General features: G+C 65.4%; 16 protein-coding genes. 4 read left to right on the top strand and 12 right to left on the bottom strand.

From position 1 onward, the window contains the following. Positions 1-140: 140 nt before the first annotated feature. Together GV027_RS13350 and GV027_RS13355 are read right to left on the bottom strand one after the other, a co-directional pair. Positions 141-2,375, bottom strand: a complete 2,235-nt coding sequence (locus GV027_RS13350; protein ID WP_236559214.1) for a GumC family protein — start codon at positions 2,373-2,375, stop codon at positions 141-143. A gap of 58 nt (positions 2,376-2,433) precedes the next feature. Next, the gene (locus tag GV027_RS13355) at positions 2,434-3,735 is read right to left on the bottom strand and encodes an outer membrane beta-barrel protein (protein WP_159512168.1); all 1,302 of its coding nucleotides are present in this window, start codon (positions 3,733-3,735) and stop codon (positions 2,434-2,436) included. Positions 3,736-4,349: 614 nt separating this feature from the next. Here GV027_RS13355 and GV027_RS13360 point away from each other — a divergent pair. The 4 genes from GV027_RS13360 (at position 4,350) to GV027_RS13375 (ending at position 7,054) form a co-directional block, all read left to right on the top strand. Further along, on the top strand, positions 4,350-4,673 hold the full coding sequence (locus GV027_RS13360; protein ID WP_236559215.1) for a hypothetical protein: 324 nt from the start codon (positions 4,350-4,352) through the stop codon (positions 4,671-4,673). Continuing rightward, entirely contained in the window at positions 4,670-5,782 is a 1,113-nt protein-coding gene (locus GV027_RS13365; protein ID WP_159512170.1) for an acyltransferase family protein, read from the top strand. Before GV027_RS13360 ends, GV027_RS13365 begins: the two co-directional genes overlap by 4 nt. Positions 5,783-5,848: 66 nt before the next feature. Then, positions 5,849-6,421 (top strand): polysaccharide biosynthesis/export family protein, encoded by a 573-nt coding sequence (locus GV027_RS13370; RefSeq protein ID WP_159512171.1) that lies wholly within the window; start codon positions 5,849-5,851, stop codon positions 6,419-6,421. 57 nt (positions 6,422-6,478) lie between these two features. Then, positions 6,479-7,054 (top strand): hypothetical protein, encoded by a 576-nt coding sequence (locus tag GV027_RS13375; protein ID WP_159512172.1) that lies wholly within the window; start codon positions 6,479-6,481, stop codon positions 7,052-7,054. Here the strand turns inward: GV027_RS13375 and GV027_RS13380 are convergent. The 10 genes from GV027_RS13380 to GV027_RS13420 form a co-directional block, all read right to left on the bottom strand. Then, complete coding sequence (locus tag GV027_RS13380; protein WP_159512173.1) at positions 7,041-8,264, bottom strand: glycosyltransferase family 4 protein; 1,224 nt, start codon at positions 8,262-8,264, stop codon at positions 7,041-7,043. The genes GV027_RS13375 and GV027_RS13380 overlap by 14 nt on opposite strands. After that, complete coding sequence (locus GV027_RS13385) at positions 8,261-9,442, bottom strand: polysaccharide pyruvyl transferase family protein (protein WP_159512174.1); 1,182 nt, start codon at positions 9,440-9,442, stop codon at positions 8,261-8,263. Before GV027_RS13385 ends, GV027_RS13380 begins: the two co-directional genes overlap by 4 nt. Before the next feature lie 318 nt (positions 9,443-9,760). Continuing rightward, complete coding sequence (locus tag GV027_RS13390; RefSeq protein ID WP_159512175.1) at positions 9,761-10,972, bottom strand: nucleotidyltransferase domain-containing protein; 1,212 nt, start codon at positions 10,970-10,972, stop codon at positions 9,761-9,763. Then, positions 10,966-11,469: a lasso peptide biosynthesis B2 protein gene (locus GV027_RS13395; RefSeq protein ID WP_159512176.1), complete on the bottom strand. Its 504-nt coding sequence runs from the start codon at positions 11,467-11,469 to the stop codon at positions 10,966-10,968. The genes GV027_RS13390 and GV027_RS13395 overlap by 7 nt, the downstream gene beginning before the upstream one ends. Continuing rightward, positions 11,448-12,500, bottom strand: coding sequence for a 50S ribosomal protein L11 methyltransferase (locus tag GV027_RS13400; protein WP_159512177.1), 1,053 nt, complete (start codon positions 12,498-12,500; stop codon positions 11,448-11,450). Before GV027_RS13400 ends, GV027_RS13395 begins: the two co-directional genes overlap by 22 nt. Then, positions 12,500-14,464 (bottom strand): asparagine synthetase B family protein, encoded by a 1,965-nt coding sequence (locus GV027_RS13405; RefSeq protein ID WP_159512178.1) that lies wholly within the window; start codon positions 14,462-14,464, stop codon positions 12,500-12,502. The genes GV027_RS13400 and GV027_RS13405 overlap by 1 nt, the downstream gene beginning before the upstream one ends. A 37-nt stretch (positions 14,465-14,501) precedes the next feature. Beyond that, positions 14,502-14,783, bottom strand: a complete 282-nt coding sequence (locus GV027_RS13410) for a PqqD family peptide modification chaperone (protein ID WP_159512179.1) — start codon at positions 14,781-14,783, stop codon at positions 14,502-14,504. 635 nt (positions 14,784-15,418) lie between these two features. After that, on the bottom strand, positions 15,419-15,541 hold the full coding sequence (locus GV027_RS21725) for a hypothetical protein (protein ID WP_261362610.1): 123 nt from the start codon (positions 15,539-15,541) through the stop codon (positions 15,419-15,421). 121 nt (positions 15,542-15,662) lie between these two features. Continuing rightward, entirely contained in the window at positions 15,663-16,583 is a 921-nt protein-coding gene (locus GV027_RS13415; RefSeq protein WP_159512180.1) for a hypothetical protein, read from the bottom strand. Next, positions 16,580-18,382 (bottom strand): ABC transporter ATP-binding protein, encoded by a 1,803-nt coding sequence (locus GV027_RS13420; protein WP_159512181.1) that lies wholly within the window; start codon positions 18,380-18,382, stop codon positions 16,580-16,582. The genes GV027_RS13415 and GV027_RS13420 overlap by 4 nt, the downstream gene beginning before the upstream one ends. Positions 18,383-18,727: the final 345 nt, after the last annotated feature.

Below are 18,727 nucleotides of genomic sequence, written 5' to 3' on the forward strand. Positions count from 1 at the left end.
TCGCCACCCGCTGCGGCCACCCTTCCGGGCGGCTGCGATTCGGGACGAACGGGGCGCGACATGGGTCGCGACACGGGGCACCGGGCATGATCGTTTCAGCCTGGCGGGCCAGACTGCCGATGCCGGCATCGACGGCCAGCTCAGGCATAATAGCCCTTGTAGTCGTGGTAATAATAGGTCGAGTCGCCATAGCCGAACCGCGCCTGTTTGCGGATGTCGACCTTGGTCAGCGCGATTCCGGCAAGGTGGATGCGGTCGAGTGGCAGGAGCCGCAGTGCCGAGCGGATCGCATGATCGGGTGTCTTGCGCCACCGCGCGACAAACACCGCGACATCCGCCTTGCCGAGCATCAGCCGCGCATCCGCGATCGGCAGGACCGGCGCTGTATCGAGCACGATGACGTCGAACCGGTCACGCAGCGCGTCGAGCAGTCCGTCCATCTTGTCGCCGATCATGAGGTCGCCGTCAAAATCGTCATCCGCGGCGATCGGCAGGACCATCATCCCGGTCGCTGTGTCCTCGACCAGCGCGGCTTCGAGTGTCGCCTCGCCGCGAAGCACCTGCATGAGGCCCGGGCGATCGGCTTCGGTGCGCAGGAACCGGCTGACGCCGTGGCGGCGAAGATCGCAATCGACGAGCACGACCTTTTCCCCGGCCAGACCCATCGACCTGGCCAGGCAGATCGACGTCGTCGTCTTGCCTTCCTGCGCGAGCGCGGACGTGATCGCGATCACCTTGGCGGGGGCGTGGGCGGCAAAGGTGATCGACGCGCGCAGGCTGCGGATCGATTCGGCGAACGCCGATCGCGGCTCGGCCGCGATCGCCGAGGGCGGGGACTTCGCCGATTTGGTCACCGAAGCGAGCAGCGGCACCGCGCCGAGATAGCGGACGCCCAGACGCTGTTCGATATCGTCGCCCGTGGTCAGCCCCGTGAACGCCATCTCGGTGAGGAAGGCGGCGACCAGGCCAAAGCCGAACCCGAGCACGGTCGTCAGGATCAGGTTGAGCAGGATATTGGGGCTGGTCGGGGTGTCGGGGATCGCCGCCAGCTTCAGGACGGAGGCATCGGCCTGCTCGGTGCCGAGCCGGGCCAGCTGCTCCTGATAGCGCGTCAGATAGGATTCATAGGTCGACCGCGCGGTCTTGTTGTTCTGTGCCAGGTTGTTGAGTTCGACAGTGGCGGCGTTGTTGCCGGCCAGCGCGGCCTGCGCCCCGCTCAGCGTTCCGGACAGCGACGCGAGACGGCCCTCCGACACCCGCGTCTTCGCCGCGAGGTTCGAGATGACGCGCGCGATTTCGTTGCTGATCTGCTTGTCGATCGCGGCGAGCTGGCTGTTCGCGCGCTGCACGTCGGGATGACGCGCGCCATAGCGGGTCGTGAGCTCGGCGACCTGAGCACTCAGCGCCGACTGGTTCGCGCGCAGACCCGACACGACGGACGACCCCAGTGCTTCCCCGACATCATCGCCGCGCGAGCCGGAACGAAGCTGCGCCCGCGCGGTCGACAGGCGGGCCTGGTCTTCGGCCAGCGCGGCCCGGGCTGCGGCGACGGCCTGGTTGTACGTCGAGATCTCCTGCTCGGTAAGCGAAAGGCCCTGCGTGCTCGTCAGGTTGTGCTGGATGCGATAGCGTTGTTCGGCCGCGTCGGCGGCCTGCCAGCGTGCGCGCAGATCCTCCGCGCGGCGGGCGATCATCGCGGTTGAATCGCGGTTCTCGACCTGCTTCTTCGCCAGCGACCCCTCGGTATATTGCCGCGCGAATTCGTTGACGATCCGCGCCGCCATCGCCGGATCGGTGTCGCTGAACGAGATGTGGAGCGCGTAGGTCGAGTTCAGCCGCGTCGCGGTGACGCCGTCCTGAACATAGGTGATCGCCGCGTCTTCCGCCTCCGCCGCAGTCGGTCGCGCGAGTTTCGGCGGCGCCGTGAACCAGCTTGTGATCCAGGTGCGGATGCCGTGCGGCTCCTGCACCGTTGTGAACCGCGGATCCGACGGCAGCGCCAGTGCCGAGGCGACGCGCCGGGCAAAGGCCTCGGAGCGGATGATTTCGACCTGGGTATCGACGAAATTCGCGCTGGGTTCGGCGCGGTCGAGATCCGGCCGCTCGCCGACCCCCGCTGGCGTGAGCGCAGATTGTTTGACGTTCAGCGACACCTGCGCGACCGCGGTATAGGACGGCGTCTGCCGGAACGTCAGTACCAGGCCGATTATTAGGATGCTGAGGAAGACCAGGAGGAAGATGCCGAGCCGCCGACGGAACATCGCGACAAGCGCGCGCGCATCGATCCGATCCTGCGCGACCTCGCTGGCCTGCGGGGTATAGGGGCTGATCGGCATCGCATTGCCGCCGCCATAGACTTGGATCGCGGTTGTCACTTGCTCATTCTCCATATCCCGGGAATGTCGTTTGCTGGTCGGATCATCGGCGCGCGGCTCATAGTTGAAGCCGCATGCCGAGAAATATCCGGGTCTTGTCGAAGCGTCGGCCAATGCCCAGACTGTCGACGCCGCTCGCCTGATCGGGGCGAGTTCGAAGATAGTCGAGCCGAAGCGTCGACGAGATCAGTCGGCTGAACAGATAGGTCGCACGCGCCGAGCCTGTCATCTGCGTCTGCGTGCGGTCGATCAGGCCGTATAGATTGCGCGAATAGCCCGCGGTCGCGCCGACTATCAGGTTCCGGCGGAGTTCGTAGTCGGCGATCAGCGTCCCGGTGGTCGTCGTGATCGCGCCCAGCGTCGGGCTGGGCGCGCGCTGCAGCGCGCGATTGAGCGTGAACGACGCGGTGGCGAGCGGGGTCGGGTTCCAGGTGATCGCCGCAGAATAGTTCAGGCCATTGGTGCCATCGAGCGAGGGCTCGCGGTAGGTCTGGGCGAAATATCCGATGCCGATGCTGCCGTAGAGCAGCGGGGTCACGCCGAACGCGATGCCGGTCAACGCGCTATAGCTTGTCGAATCGCCGCTCGGCCCGGCAGGTTCGTTGATGTAATCGGCAGTATTGACGGTGCCGCGAACGAACACGCCGGCGGCAGGCGCGACGGGCATCGTCAGCTGGATGTCGCCGAGGATCGAGCGGTAATTGCGCTGGCTGTTGTCGACCTTGCGCCCGCCCGCGGCTTTGCGATCGCCATAGCGGAATTCGTCGAACGTGAAGCTGGCGCGGGTCAGAAGCGGGCCGAAATCATGGTCCGCGCCCGTGCCGAAATGATAGTCCATGAAATTGACCGGTTCGCCGTCCAGCGCCGTGTCGCCGGTGCTGCCGCGCGCTTCGATGAGCCGGCCGACGCGGGCGTCCGCGACCAGATGCGTCCTGCTGCCGATATCGAAGCGACCATCGGCGCCGATTTGATATTGTTCGGCATTTTCGACGGGACGGTCGACAAAGCGTTGGATGTCGCTGCTCGCCCGCACCGTGACTGCGTTGCGCGACCAGTTGGAGCGCGCGACGACCGCGGGGCGCAGCGTGAAGATGAGGTCGTCGAGCACCGGGCTTTGCAGCGCGCGGACATTGCTGTCGTAGCCCGTGTTCGCGTCGAGCGAGGGCAGGATCGTGAACGTCCCGAGGCGAAGCCCGATCGGATCATAGTCCGGCCGCGTGCGCTCGAGCACCGACTGCGCGCCGAACCGGCCCGCCGACATCTGCGCCGACGCACTGCCGGCCCTGCCGCCGCCGCCAATGAGCAACGTTGCGCACACTGCCCGCGCGATCAGCGCGACACTCTTCTTACGCTCAACCAATACGCCGCCCCCCAAGAGCTCTGCCCGGCCCCGCCGCCGTCTTTGTGTCGAACTTCGGCAGGATCGGAGAAGCCGTGCCCCATCACATCCGTATAACTACAATATTCTGTCGATGCGGCAAATGATCGTTATTGTATGCAAGTTACAGTTGGTGTGTCATTTGGTAAAAAAGTTGATCTTACAATCGGTGCTGTAACATGCGTCCTGTGGAGCAGGCTCCAATACATTTCATAATGTAGGCGGGGGTTGTATGGGGAGGCTCTGAAGGCGGGATAAGGCCAGAGGACATATGATCAGGCGTCCTGCCTTCGGGCTCGATCGGAACATGATATCAGACGATAACGGCAATCGAGGCTAGGTTTTGCTGATCCGCAGTGAGCAGGTGTTTCACCGATAAGAACCTGAACTGTATAGGAAGACTTTGAGTCGCTCGCGCCGAACCCCTTGGGGTTTTTGCGAGCCGGGCGCTCTTCGGCCTGGCCGCGTCGGCATCATGCGCCAGCGGTGCGACGTGTCCGCGGACCGGGCGCCGGTCGGCATCGGCGGTCCCGATGCTATCGCCATTCGGCCCTGGCCGAAACGCCTCGCTCCAATGAAAGCGGCGATTATTTACAATGGTCATGAATAGCGATGTCTTGCCCGAAGAAAACGTAGATACCGTCGTCAAAGCACATGATGTCGGGCAGGCCGGGTCTGGTTGTGTCTGGAACTTTGGCAGTAAAGTTTCTGTTCTCAACGCCGTACGGATCCCTGATCCTGTCGCCGTCTCATTGTCGAACCGAAGGGCGAAGCGAATCATGACGGCGATCATCACGCGTTCGATTGCGGGTACGCGGCGGCGCGGCACGCGTGTCGGCCGCCACGTCGATCGTCAGCCCTGCGCCGCGTTGCGCGGCAATCGATTCCCCTTTGCGGCGCAGCGGGCGGTGCGACGATGACGGCCCTTACCCCGGCCGCGCGCACCGGGGCCGATCATGACCGCAAGTTGCTGCTCGATCTTCTGCGGGGGCTCGCGGCGATCGCTGTGATCGCGCTGCACGTCGGCGATATCGTCTTCGTGCCGCTGATGCCCGGCGGGTATCTGGCGGTCGATTTCTTCTTCGTGCTCAGCGGCTATGTCATCGCCACGGCGTATGACCGTCGTCTGTCGACGACGATGCGGTTCGGGCCGTTCGTGGGAATGCGGCTCATCCGGCTCTATCCGCTGTTCCTGGTCGGGGCAGGCCTGGGGTTGGTCAAGGTTCTGGCGCAGTCGCATCTGCACGCGCGGTTCGCGCTCGACGGCGGGCAGTTGGTGCTCGCCACGGTCAGCAACCTCCTGATGCTGCCCTATCTCCTTCCCTATCCCAGTGTGTTTCCGCTGAACGCACCAGCCTGGTCGCTCTCGTTCGAGCTGTTCGTCAACCTGCTCTACGGATGGATCCTGTTCCGCGCCCGAACCCTGTGGATCGTCGCGCTGGCGGTCGCTGCGGCGGTGGTGATCGTCGCGGGGCCCATGCTCTACGGGACCGACCGGCTGATCGCCGGATCGACCGCGGATCGACTGCCGTTCGGGCTGGCGCGGGTGTTGTACGGCTTTCCGATCGGGATGCTGCTGGCCCGATTACCGGCGATCACCGCGCGGCCATCGGCCAAGGCGAGCATGGTGCTGGCAGCGGTGCTGCTGCTCTGCCTCGCGCTGCCGCTCACCGGCGCGGCGTCTCTGGCGAGGGATCTCGCGTTCGTTCTGGCGGGCGGGCCGCTGCTCGTCTGGGCGGGGAGCCGGTTCGAGGTGCCGCCCCGATGGCGGCGGGTGGCCGCGTTCCTGGGCGATCTCTCCTATCCGCTGTACATCCTTCACTATCCGATAGTGTTGTCAGTCGCGTTTATCGGGTTGCGGCAGGGTTTCGCCCCCGCGACCATTATCGTGGCATCCCTGGCGATCGTAATTGCCGCCTCGATTGTCGCCATGCGCTATTATGATGGACCAGTTCGGGTATGGCTATCAAGACGATACCATCGCCGGGAATCGGCCATGCCATTGTCGGCGACGGTTATCCCAAGCTGATATCTCTGTATTTCTCTTTGTCGGCAATTCCGATATAGTCATGACAATCATAGTTTGGGGAAAATCATGCGTCCTATAGTCTATTTTCGGGCCGTCATCATTGCATCCCTGGCGATGGCGACCGGATGCACGCAGGCGGAGCCGCCGGTTCTTTCCGCGTCCGACATGGCGATCGTTGAGGGATACAGGCTGGGTGCCGGCGACAAGCTGCGGATCACAGTGTATAACGAGCCCAATCTGACCGGCGAATATAGCATCACGCCGTCGGGGACTGTCGCGTTCCCGCTGATCGGCGCGATCAAGGCGGGTGGCCAGACGATCGAGCAGGTGTCGCAATCGGTGACGGCAAGCCTTGCCCAGGGCTATGTCAACAATCCGCACGTCAGCGTCGAGGTCCTCAACTACCGCCCTTATTATATCCTGGGCGAAGTCGCGCGGCCGGGCGAGTTTCCGTTCGTGAACGGCATGACGATCGAGCAGGCGGTCGCGGCCGCGGGCGGGTTCTCCTATCGGGCCAATCGCAACCATATCTATATCCGTCGCGCGCGGGCGACCGAGGAGCGCACCGTCGTCATTCGCGAGCAGCCGATCGAGGTCCAGCCCGGCGATACGATCCGCGTCGGCGAACGCTATTTCTGATCGCGATCCACGACGGGTTTAACCCGAAATTGAGGTGTCCCGGTTATGGCTGTGGCCATGATTCGAGGACCCTCCCACTGGATCACCGGCGCAGACGTGGTCATGGCCGCGCGCGGCGGCCTGGTGCTGCTCGTCGTCGCGGCGGGTCTGCTGTCCGCCGCGGATCTGATCGCGGCTCCGCTGGGCGCAATCATCGCCTATGCGCTGGCGCTGTTGCTGCTGCTCGGCCTGCCGATGGTGCGCAGCGCGGATATCGCCGGGCTTGGCGCGATCGGCCTGACGCTCGGCGAATTCGCGGGATCGGCGTTTTTCCATCATTCGATCGACGCGATGCGGTTGCTCTATGGCATGGCGGCCTTGGGCGCGGCGATCCTGCCGATGCGTGCGCAACGGCTACGCGCGATGGCGCTCGCTAATCCCTATCGGGTCCTTGCCGGCAGCGAGCGCCGTGGCGCCGGCCGCACACGCGCCGGAAAAACCACTATGGCCGACGACGGTAGGGGCGTCGTCAATACCGGCTATGCGACGACAGCCGCGGCCAGGACCGCCCGGGCGGACCGCCGGGGTGCACGCGGGGGCGCATTGCCGCTGCCGCTGCTGCTCCCCGCGCCGGCGTCGGTCACGCTGCCATAGCCAGGCGACGTGCATAGGCGTCGAGCAGGCGGTCGATCCACGCGTCGGGCGTCAGCGCGAGCCCGCGGGTGTGGCCATAGGCCGCCTCGCTCATTCGGCGTGCCAGCGCATCATCTTCGGCAATCAGCCGGATCGCGGCGGCAAACGCTAGCGTGTCGCGCGGTTCGATCGCCAGCCCGGCGCCCGCCGCGACGATATCGTCTGCGAGGAAGGCGGTATCGGTGATGATGACGGGCAGGCCGCTCCACAGCGCCTCCGCCGCGACCAACCCATAGGGCTCGGGATAACGGCTCGGCATGACGAGCATCCGCGCGCGTTCCGCATAGCCGCGGATCGCCGCCGGCGGTTGCTGGCCCATGAAGGACATTTCGGGATAGCTGGCCTGTAACGACTCGCGCAGGACGCCGTCACCGATCACGCGCAAGGTGCACCCCGCCGCCCGCGCCGCCGCGGCTGCGAGATCGGGTCCCTTGGTCGCTTCGAGGCGGCCGATGAACAGGATTTCGGCATTGCGTTCGGCCTCGACCCGGGTGCTGCACCAGGGCACGACCGGATTGGGCAGCGCTTCGATCGCCGCGTCCGGAATGCCCGCGCGCATCAAATACGGGCGCATCGATTCGTGGATCGCCAGAACCGGCGGCGAGTGGCGCGGATCATAATGATGGCGTTGCACCGCCTGCCGACCGACCCGCCAGAGCTTGTGCGCGTAACTGCGACGATCGCAGTTCGCGCCGATGCAGCCGGGCGACATCGGCGTCAGCGTGCAGACCGCGCCGGTCTTCAGAAACGCGAACGCGCCGTTTGGACAGGCCAGGAAGAAATCATGCGCCGAATAGACGAGCCGCGCCCGCACTGGTGCGATCGCGGCGAACAGCGACGGCGACAGGATCTGTGCCCAGCCATGCACATGATACACCGTCGACGGGCGATCATTCGCGGCGATCCAGCGCGCGACCATGTCGGCGGCCGCGCGATTATAGACGCCGCGGGTCAACGCGGTCAGCGCGCCGCCCGACAGCAGCCGCTTGTTTCCCAGTGCGACGATCTCGACACCCTGGTCGCGGAGCGCCGGGTTGTCGCCATCATCGCCGGTGACGAAGGTGACGCGGTAGCCGCGTGCGCGGAACGCCGATGCGGATGCCAGCGCGAGTGCGGTCGCCCCGCCCTTGGGTACCGACAGGTCGTTGATGACGACGATATGATCGATCATGAACGCGCCGCGACCGCCGCCCTGAGTGCGCGGGCAAGCGCCGCAACGTCGCCCGCCGCCGCATCGATCAACGCCGTGCACGCGGCCCGATCGACCCCGGCCTGCTCGGCCCGTGCGGCCAGCTCGGCCAGCGCGGTCGGCGTGATCGTCGCGGGGTCGACGAAATAGTCCGATCGGCCCGCAATCTCGGCAAAGCTTTCCAGCTTCGGGTCCCATTTGAGCAGGATCGTCGGGACCGCGAAGGAATGCGCGGCGATGCAGGCGTGCATGCGGTGCGCAACCATCAGGTCGCAGCTCGAGATGAACGTGGCGAGGTCACCGGGCGTGGCGAAATCGGCGATGCGGGTGATGCGCGTCGGCGCGGCTGCCGCGATCCAGTCGGCCGCGTTGCGATTGAGATACGCCCGGTCTTCGGGGCTGCCGTTGGTGAACAGCCCGACGGTCCATCCCGCCTGGGCAAGCGCCGTCGCCACGCTACCATACCAGTGCGCCATGTCTCCGGCATCCGTGTCATGGCCGTGATAGCGCAGCGCGAGCGGATCGGTGATGCACAGCCCGACGCTGCGGCGATCGGTGGAGGCGGGGCCTCGCGGATAGTGCCGGCTGGCCAGCAGACCCGGGTCGCGAACCAGCCCCGCCCGGGGGATCGGTGCGGGAAGGAGGTCGTCCCAGATCTCTCGCGATCGTTCGTCGCGCACCGTCGCATAGACCATCGTGGCATTTCGCAGTCCGTCGGCGAACAATCGCCTGCCGGTCGCGGACCAGTTCCGCGCCACGCCGACCGCAAATACCGCGGCCGGCAGGTTCACCGCTTCAGACAGCGCGGCGTGGATCTTGACGGGAAAATTGAGATCGCTGTCGCTGAACAGATTGCCGCCGCCGACGACGACCGCATCGCAATCGACGAGCTGGCGGCGAAACGCCGGGCGCAGCCGGATCGCCGCTAGCGCCGAGAGGATCGTGCGGGTCGCGACGCGGCGCAGCGGTGCGGGCATTCCCTCAAGCACGGCGAGCATCCTGCCCCGGCTGGCATTACCGGGCGCGTAGCCCGTCCTGCCGGCAAGATCGATCGAGACCGCATCGATCCCGGCGCGGTGCAATTCGAGCTCGGTGCATTCGGACAGCAGTCCATCGCCCAGATTCGGGCTGTATTTCACATTGAAAAGCGCGACCTTCAAAGCAGCGCCTCCTAGGCTGACAGCAGATTATGACGGGGACCCGACGGTTGGCGCAAGTGCGGAATCAGACTTTATCGCGCCGATAGGATCAAACCTATCGACGAAATATCCTGCGTGCAACATCAGAGCAGCAATTCGAGTAAATATAATCTAAAAATGATCAATCAAATCGGTAAATTGATGATAAGATTTGTTAATTGCACGGCATATTCACGAATATAAGAGATCTGAAACATTGCAGACATATGAACTGCAAATGCCAGAAGCAGGCGTGCATTGTTAATCGTGACTTCAGATCATGGTAAAAGCCGTCGAGCCTTAGCCATTTTGGGCATGGTGTCGGCCGCCGGACAGTGCCCAAAGCCGTCGCGACACTTGGCCTAGCCGCGAGCCGCCCTTCAGCCCCTCCGCACTGCGGTCGAGCAGATCGTAGCGCAGTTCGTGGATCACGAAACGCGGATCGCGCGAGATCAGATAGTGGCTGAGGTTCTTGCGCGTCGTCGCATGCGCGACCTGCTCGAGTTCGCGGCCATCCTCGTCGCCGATCAGGCTCGCATAAGCGGTGCGCACCAGCGATCGCAGCCGCCAGTCGTGGGCCAGGTCGTCCCGGATCGCGCCGGGCAGCGCTGTCTCATACAGGGCGTGGCTGAGGATGAGTCCCGCCGCCACCAGTCGTGCCGCCCCCCGCTTCTGTGCACGCGCATAGAATTGATCGAGGTCGGCGAGCGTCTCGGCGGCAAGGATCGCGCCGATATCGGCCAGCCATTTCAATCGCGCCCAGCCATGTTCGGTACCATGCGCGAACAGGTACAGGATCGCTGGCGCGCGCGGGAGAACCGCCACGCTGGCGCCCGGCACGAGCTGCATCGGCTCGCGCGCATCGAGATCATCGCCGCGCAGCAGATAGGGATTCTGGAACAGGCGCCAGTGCAGCTCGATCATCAGCCCCGAATCGGGATGTTCGAATGCGAGATCCTTGTAGCGCGCCATCCGCGCCCGCATCGTCGCCGCGCTCGCATCGGCCGCCGGCGCGATCCGCACATAGCCCCGCGCATCGAGCAGGCTGGCGGCGTGCGCGACCTGGTCCTTGGCGACGATCAGATCGATGTCCATGCTGTAGCGGACACCATAGCGACCAAAGGCGAGCATCGCCGCGGTCGCGCCCTTCAGCACCCGGACGGGAATGCCGGCCCCCTCCAGCATGCGTACCAGGTGCAGCGTTTCGAAGACGGATTGCAGCTCCTGCACCGCGCTGTCCCGCGCGAGCGCCCCGATCGCCGCGCGCGCGTCGGTCCCGGCATCGATGTCCGGCAGGCCCGCATGGTTCAGGCCTGCCGCAAACAGGCCGGCAACGCGGTGGCGCTCGACGATCGCCGCGACGCGCGGCCAATCGGTGACCCGTGCCGCCAGCTCGCGAATCCGTGCTGCCCGGCGCGGATCATTCGGCCACCGCGTTGCTGCTACGACGAGCGCAAATTCCGGGGTGGCGATCTGGGCATCGCCGTCGAGCAGTGCGTCGAGGTTCAGCACGGCCGAAATCCGCTGGCCTCACGTCCCGGCGGAAACGACGCCAGGATCGCATAGCCTCCATCGGGCGGCGTGCCCGTCACGTCGAATCCCTGATCGAGAACCCAGACATGCGCATCGAGCGGCATCGTCGAACCGGGGCGGATCCCATAGAACAGCGTCGAATCGACTCCGCGCCGCCGCAGCATGACCTGTGCGGTGAGCCCGCGCTCGAAACACAGCGCGCGCAGGCGGCTGCGCTTGGCCGCGCGATCGACGGCCCAGGCGACGATCTCGGCCAGGTCGCGCCGGCGTGGCCCTGGCGGGAGCGGGCGGGGCAGCGGGCGCGAGGCGATCCGGCCGAGCCGGGGCAGCGCCCCATGGCGGATCAGCGGTGCGCAGATCGTCAGCAGGATGGTCGCCTCGGCAAGGGCGAACCGCTCCTCCCACGAAAAGCGGCCGAACTTGGTCCAGAATCCGTCCTGGCGGTGTGGCACGATCACGCCTCCAGCCAGAACCATGGCACGTCGCGGTCGTGCCGGCCGCAGATCACCACCGCCTGGCCGTCGGCGACGTCGAACGGCTCGACCGGCGTCACCTCGGTTTCGAACGCCCGCACGCCGGGATCGATCGTGTCGTAGACGATCCCCTCGGCCAGATGGAACCGGATCCACTGGATGATCCCGTGCACCCGACCTGCGGTGGCGTGGACCGTGACGGCGTTGCGCGCCGCCGGGATCGGCGGGCCGGTAAAGTCCATGTCGAAGATCGCGACGCCGTTCGAGCGAAGGTCGATCGCCCCCCGGTCCGGCGTATCATGGGCGACCGCGAGCTGGTTGAACGGGGTCATGTCGAAGCCGTCGACGATGCCCATCGCATAATCGGCCGGGCGACGATGCGTGGCGAGCCCGACCATGATCTCGGCCCGGTACGGCATGATCACCGCGTCCCGCGTGAGCAGGCGCGCGCGCGCATCCTCGACCGTCTTCAGTCCGCCCGCACCGATCAGGTTGTTCGCGAGGTTATCCCACAGCAGCAGATTCGCAGGGGCGGCCAGATCGACTCCGATCTGCAGGTCGCGCGCGTCCTTCGGGATGATCGTCACGCGGTCCGCATAGCCGTTTCTGGCGACGACCGCGGCCGCGGCCGCGGCAACCGCGGAATCCCGCTCGCAGGCGATGACGCGCGCGGCACCGGCTCGCGCCGCGATCATCGCGAAGAGGCCGGTCCCGGCACCGATATCGAGCAGCGTCGCATCGGCGGGCATCACGCTGCGCAGCGCCGCGGCGTAGAGCGCGTGGCGATCATCGTCCTGCACCATCGTGAAATACCATTTGCCAACCCCGGCGGATCGGATCCGGCGCGCCTGCGCCGCGATCTCGCGATCATCGGGGGCGAGCGCCAGCGCAGCGTCGCACAACCGTCGCGCGGTCTGTGCCAAGCCGCGGGGCAGCAGGAGAGTCAGGGCCAGTGCGACCATCGCATCGGGCCGGCCGTCGACCGCCGCGATCAGCCGCTGAATACCCGGATCGAGACGATCGTCCGGGGTCATCAATAATTGCTCCCGGCGGTCCGACGCATGTGGCTGGCCAGTGCGACGGCGTGCAGCAGATTTTCGCGATAGGCGATCTCGTAGGCGATATCCGTCCACAGCGGCGAATCGGCGGGCGGCATGTCGTCGACCAGCTTCTGGAGCCGGTCAACATTCATCGTCCCGGCGGTCTGCTCGAACATCTTGATCCGGTCGATCTCGTCGCGCAGCCGGTCGCGCGAGGCGACGAGCGCGACGGGCCAGTCGGCGCCCTGATAGCCGCGCAGCCGGGTATCGAGCACACTCGGCGGTGCCTTGCCCCGCATGGCCTCGCGCAGGATCGCGCGGGGCTCGCCGCCCCAGGCCCAGCGTTCGACCGGCACGCGCAGCGCCCATTCGACGAGGCGCCGGTCGGCAAGCGGATCGCGGACGTCGATCCTGAACTCCGCCAGCATCGCCTTGAAAAAACTGCCGTCCTCATTGCCGGCCACCATGCGCAGATTGGCGCCGACAGGATCGGTGCCGTACCGCATCGCGTCGGACAGGTCCGCCGCATGCGCCGGGTCGATCGTCGGGTTCTCCGCGGCGATGCGCGCCTCGACCCGGGCGAGCGTCTCAGGGAGCAGCGGGATGGCGGTGGCGACCGACGGCATCACGATGCCGCGGGCGCGCATCACCCGTTTCCACAGCGATACGGGCAACAACGGGCCGATCGTGTTCCAGCCGACGCCTGGCCAGCGCATCCACCCCGACCGGACCAGCCCCCGGCTGAGCCGCGCCCAGGCGAGCAACCGTCCGCGTCGCGCCAGCGACGGCAGCGCCGCGACGCCCGATGCGCTGATCGAAAGATTGCCCATCGTGCCCTCGAGCAGGACCCGGATGCCGCGGCGCTGCACCGCCGTGTTGATCGCGTCGACCCACACCATGTTGCACAGATTGGGGATCGGCTCGGGATAGAGATCGACGGTGCGGTCGAGCGCCGCGAGCGTCGGGGTATCGCTGCGGATCACGACATGTTCGACATTGGGGTACATCGCCGCGGTTTCGGCGGCGAGCGCGCTTTCGTCGGAGAAATGATGCGTCTGGTAGGTCTGCGGCGTGTGATGCGGGGCGGCGGTATAGGCGACGATCCGCTTCGGCGTATCCGCGAGAAGCCGCGCCGCCGTCACGACCACCGTGGTCGAATCGAACCCGCCCGAGAGATGCGCGGCGATCTCGTCGCCCGCACCGCGCAGCGTTGCCGTGACCGCAGCGTCGAGCCGGGTGAGCATCTGGGTTTCATAGTCGCGCTGCGTCTGGCGTCGCAGCGGCGTCCGATCGGGTTTCCAATAGGCGTGCGTCGTCGCCCCTTGCGCGGTGAAGACGCCGTAATAGCCCGGCATGATGCGCGAGATACCGGCCATCGGCGTGCGATCCGGCGAAAGCGGCGCGCGGCGAAACAGGCGCAGATATTGGTCCTCGTCCGCGGCACGCGGGACGATGCCGAGCGCGTGCAGCGCGTCGGGCATCGAGGCAAAGGCGAGTGTGCCGTCCTCGGCGCGCAGATAATAAAGCGGGCGCTTGCCGATGAAGTCGCGCGCGAGCAGCAGCCGCTGGTCCTGCGTGTCCCAGGCGGCGATCGCGAACCAGCCATAGAGGCGGTCGAACGCGCCCTCGCCCCAATGTTCGATCGCATCGGCGACCAGCATCGCATCGGACAGCGCCGACGCCGAGCCGCCCGAATGGCCGAGTTCGCGTTCCAGCTCCGCACGCTCGGTAAGATGCACGTCCGCAACCACGGCGTAGCGGCGGTCGCGGGCGTGGATCGGGGCGACGAACCGGTCCTCGTCGAGCAGGAAGGCGTGACGCGCGCCCAGCGCGATCGTCCCCCCCCGCCAGATTTCGTGCGCGTCGCGGCCATAGCGGGCCAGCACCGTACCCATGCGGTCGGCATCGGCATCGACGTCCCGGTCGGACCAGTGCGTCAGGCCATAGATCGCTGTCACGCCATGCGCTCCCGATCGATGCGCGTGCCTCCGCGGATCAGGCGGATATCGCCAACTCCGCCGCGAGCAGCTCGAGGATCAGATCGAGCGTCTGCTCCTCGGCGGTCGTCTGGTCGACGTCATATTCGTCCACGAGGATCGCGCTGATCGCTCGCGCGGACATGGGGGATTCGATCAAGCCCCAGATGCGCGTGCCGACCTCGTTGAGGCCGTAGCAAACGCCCTTGTTGATATCGAGCGCGACCAGTTGCCCGTCAATCTCCGCCGTTGCCGCCGATGTGCTGCGGCGAACCGGCGTATCCATTTCTGCACGAGCCAAACAAAATTCCCATGCTTTTTGACGCGTTTCTCAGGCCGTCCGCGGAAGCGGCATGCTTGGTGGGCCGATCGATGCCCAACAAAAACCGCGCGGCATTACCGCCGCGCGATTTCCCGTGCCTATTCAGGCCTGAAGATCAGGATGGGCCCATCTGACGACGAAACTGGTCGCGGTTATAGGCCTGTCCGAAATTCTCGGCATCAGCCGCGTCCATGCGAACAAGTGCAGGGCGCTGCCATGTCTTGCGAGTCTTGACCATATCGATACCCCTTGTAGCATTCGCTGTATCGGCGGCATGTCGATCAGCTTCTGGCTTTCGCAATAATTGCATAAACCGGCCAAAAGTCGTGAATAGTTTTCCTTACTATTTGCAATTTGACGGATAACATGAATGATCGTAGCGATTTGACACCCGTGAACCAACAGGATTTGCTTGAAGAATCCTGGTGACGTGATCGAGCGGCCGTGAAAGTCAGCGAAATCTTGCAGCGTCATTATCGAACCGGAATGCGAGTTCAGCGTGGTTCGGAGCCGGGTGACTGCACATTCCTGGGCGCGGCACCGCTATGATCGTGACTGGGTTCCCGAGATCGACGCGCCCCGGTGCGCTTCGTCGACCCGCCGGGACTGTGGAATCAGGACGGGCCCATCTGGCGGTGATAATAATCGCGATTATACATCAGCGATGCGCTATCGGCGTCGGCGGCATCCATGCGAACAAGTACCGGACGCTGCCATGTCTTGCGATGCTGTGTCATGACTAATTCCCAAAGATCGTGTTCAATGCGATTTAAGACTATTACGTGTTGTTAACCGGTCGTCGCACACATTATCAAAGTCGTCGCAACCGTTTTGCTTACAATGGCAGCGTTGCGTCCCTTATTGGGTCATCTTGACGCCGAGTAGATGGGCTTCGGCAAGGGCGGCATCTTCGACAACGTTCTCCAGCCCCCATCGTCGATTAAACCGGAAAATGGGAACGGTGCGGATCAGCGCCATCGATTCCGCCAGATATCCGGGCGCGCGGCCAAGGAGGTCGGCGATGCGGCGGCGATAGATGTTTGCCGTCACCGCATTGGCAGCCTTGAGCCCCTGCAGTCGGTGGATGCCCGGCGGCGCAGTCTCGTCGGCCTGACGCAGATGATAGATGGCGGCGACGGGATAGCGGCGATCCTCGGCGGCGCGCGACATCGCGACCTCGAACTTGTCCTCATACCAGGGAATGCGGGTGACCTCCGCGCTTTCGCGGCCGAGTGCGGTGAGCGATTCAATCCAGAGCTTGAGCCGTGGGATTCCCGGGGTGGCCGAAAACCGGCCTTCCGCATCCGCCGCCACCGCGCACAGATCGTCGGTGAGGAGAGGATAGCCCCGCGCTTCGAACACGGCGGCCAGCGTCGACTTGCCTGCGCCGGAGTCCCCGCAGAACAGATATGCCCTGCCGTCATGGACGATCGCGTTGCAATGCAGCGGCAGCAGCGCGCGCTGATGGAGCAGCGCCCCCAGCGCGGTCCCCAGGAGATAGGGCGGCATATGTTCCGCCGGGATGCCGGCGCGCGCCTCGTAGATGATGCGCGCACCCCCCGTCACGTCGAACCAGCCGCATTCGGGCACGGACAAGCGTAACGAGGTGCCGCTGATCTCGACCCGCATATCGTCGACGGCGACCCCCGGATCGGGGCGTGCCGGGGCGCCGCATCGGATATCGACATCGGGCTGCTGCGCCGCGATGCGGTTCGCGGCGAGCGACCCGAGCGGGATGTCCGAGCGAAACACCAGTCCGAACGCGCGATAGAAGTTCACGATGCCCCCTGCGTCTGTGCGACGTGCGGCGCCGCGGCGGTCGCATCGTCGCGCTCGACCGCGACCAGCCGCGATCGCATCGTTTCGAACGATCCCTGTGCAACGACGCGCCCGGCATCAAACAGGAGGATCCGGTCACACCGGCGCAGGCTTTCGAGCCGGTGCGCGATCATCAGGATGGTCGTGTCGGGACACGCCTCGCGCAGCCGGTGAAGGATGATCTGTTCACCATCGATGTCGATCGCGTTGGTGGCCTCGTCGAGGATCAGCAATTGCGGATCGCGCAACACCGCGCGGGCGAGCGCTAGCCGCTGGCGTTCGCCCCCGGAGATCAGGCTGCCGCGTTCGCCGACCCAGGTGGCGAGCCCCTCGGGCAATCGTGCGAGCAGGTCATCGGCGTCGGCAATCCATAGCGCCCGGGCGATCGCCGCATCGCTCGCGCCCGGGTTGGACCAGAGCAGGTTCTCGCGAATGCTCGCATGGCGCATGAACGGATCCTGCGCGACATAGGCGAGCCGGTCGCGCCAGGCGCTGTGGTTCGCCAGCGTGACGGGGGTGCCGTTGAGCAGGATGCGCCCAGCCTGCGGGTGGTAGAGGCCGACGAGCAGGTCCGCGAAACTGGTCTTGCCCGCGCCCGATCGCCCCGCAACGCCCAAAAACTCGCCGCGCCGGAGTTCCAGATCGAGCGCGTCGACGCCGGAACCCGCGCCGTCGGCCCCGCGCGGGTGACGATAGCCGACCCGGTCGAACGACAGGACCTCCAGCGCCGGCAGGATCGCGTCGGTCGCAAGACCGCGATCGCTGGCGAGTTCGGCCTCCAGCTCGCGAATCTGCGCATAGGCCGGCAGCGCGCGAACGACCTCGAGCGCCTGGGTCTGCAGCGCCTGCGCTGGTCCGGCCATCCGCGACAGGATCAGCAGCAGCGCGACCAGCGTCGGGACGGGGACTGCGACCACGCCCAGTCCGATCCCGGCGATCCCGCCCGCCATCACGATGCCCGCCACCGTCATGCGGAGCCGCGATCGGTTTTCCCGCGCGACGAAGGTCAGCTCGGCCTGGACCGAGTCGGTCATGGCGTTCGAAAAATCGGCGACGAACCGGGGGGCCAGGTTCTGGCTCATCGCGAGCTTGAGGGCCCCGAGAAACTGGCCGACTTCGTTCACCATCATCAGATTGGCATCGGTCACGCTGTCGCCGACCTGTCTGGCGGCGCGGAACAAGGGGGCACTGAGCAGCGCGCCCGTCGCGACGAACAGGACCGCGAGCAGCGTGAGCAGCGGGCTGAGCAGCATCGAGATGGTCAGCTGCACCGTCAATGTGATCGCCGCCACGATGGACTGGACGAGCCCGATCGCAGCTTGGCCGAGCCGCTGGATGTCGCTTCCGAGGATACGATTGACCCGGGCATGCCGCAGCCCGACGATCGCACTCCAGGGTGCTGCCCCCAGGCGTTCGATCAGCCTGATTTGCAGCGAGGACAGGAATTCCAGTTCCAGCCGGATGACCGCGCTCTGCCGGATCGAGATCAGCGCGGCGCGCACGAGCATGAGCACGGCAAAGGCCAAGAGCACGAGCGTGATCTGCTCCGGGCGGCTGTCGATATGCAGCCGGGCGAGCAGTGTGGACCAGTGTCCGCGAGCGCCCGTCCCCCCGGCAATCTGAAGAAGTGGAATGATGAGGACGAGGCCAAGCGCCTCGACCAGGCCGGCAATCGCAACGAGCAGGCCCGTCGCGAGCGACGCGCGCGGCTTGAACAGGCAGAATGCGATGACGAAGGCCCGTGCTTCCTGCCAATTCACAAGGTCATGCCCGTACCGTCGTGATGCGCAGCGCGATCCCCGAGGCGGCGTCACAGGCCGTCGGATCGATGCTGGCGATGTCATACCGATGCGCGTCGATCGGGGAGCTTGGGGTATATGTCATTGGCACACCATATAGTCTTTCCGCCTAAGGCAGTGTGCAATGATCAGCAATGACACGGGCCATTATTGGACGTTTCAGCGTTATTCTCTGAGGTTATTGTTTAAGAAAACAAATATTGACTTGCTAAGCATCTGTATAAAGGCATTTGTTCAGGGGTTAACTGCAAATATGATGATGCCAGACTGCGCTGATAATCTTGTGTTAAGAGCCGCGACTTATAC

It is taken from the genome of Sphingomonas sp. T1 (assembly GCF_902506585.1).
GTDB lineage: Bacteria > Pseudomonadota > Alphaproteobacteria > Sphingomonadales > Sphingomonadaceae > Sphingomonas > Sphingomonas aerolata.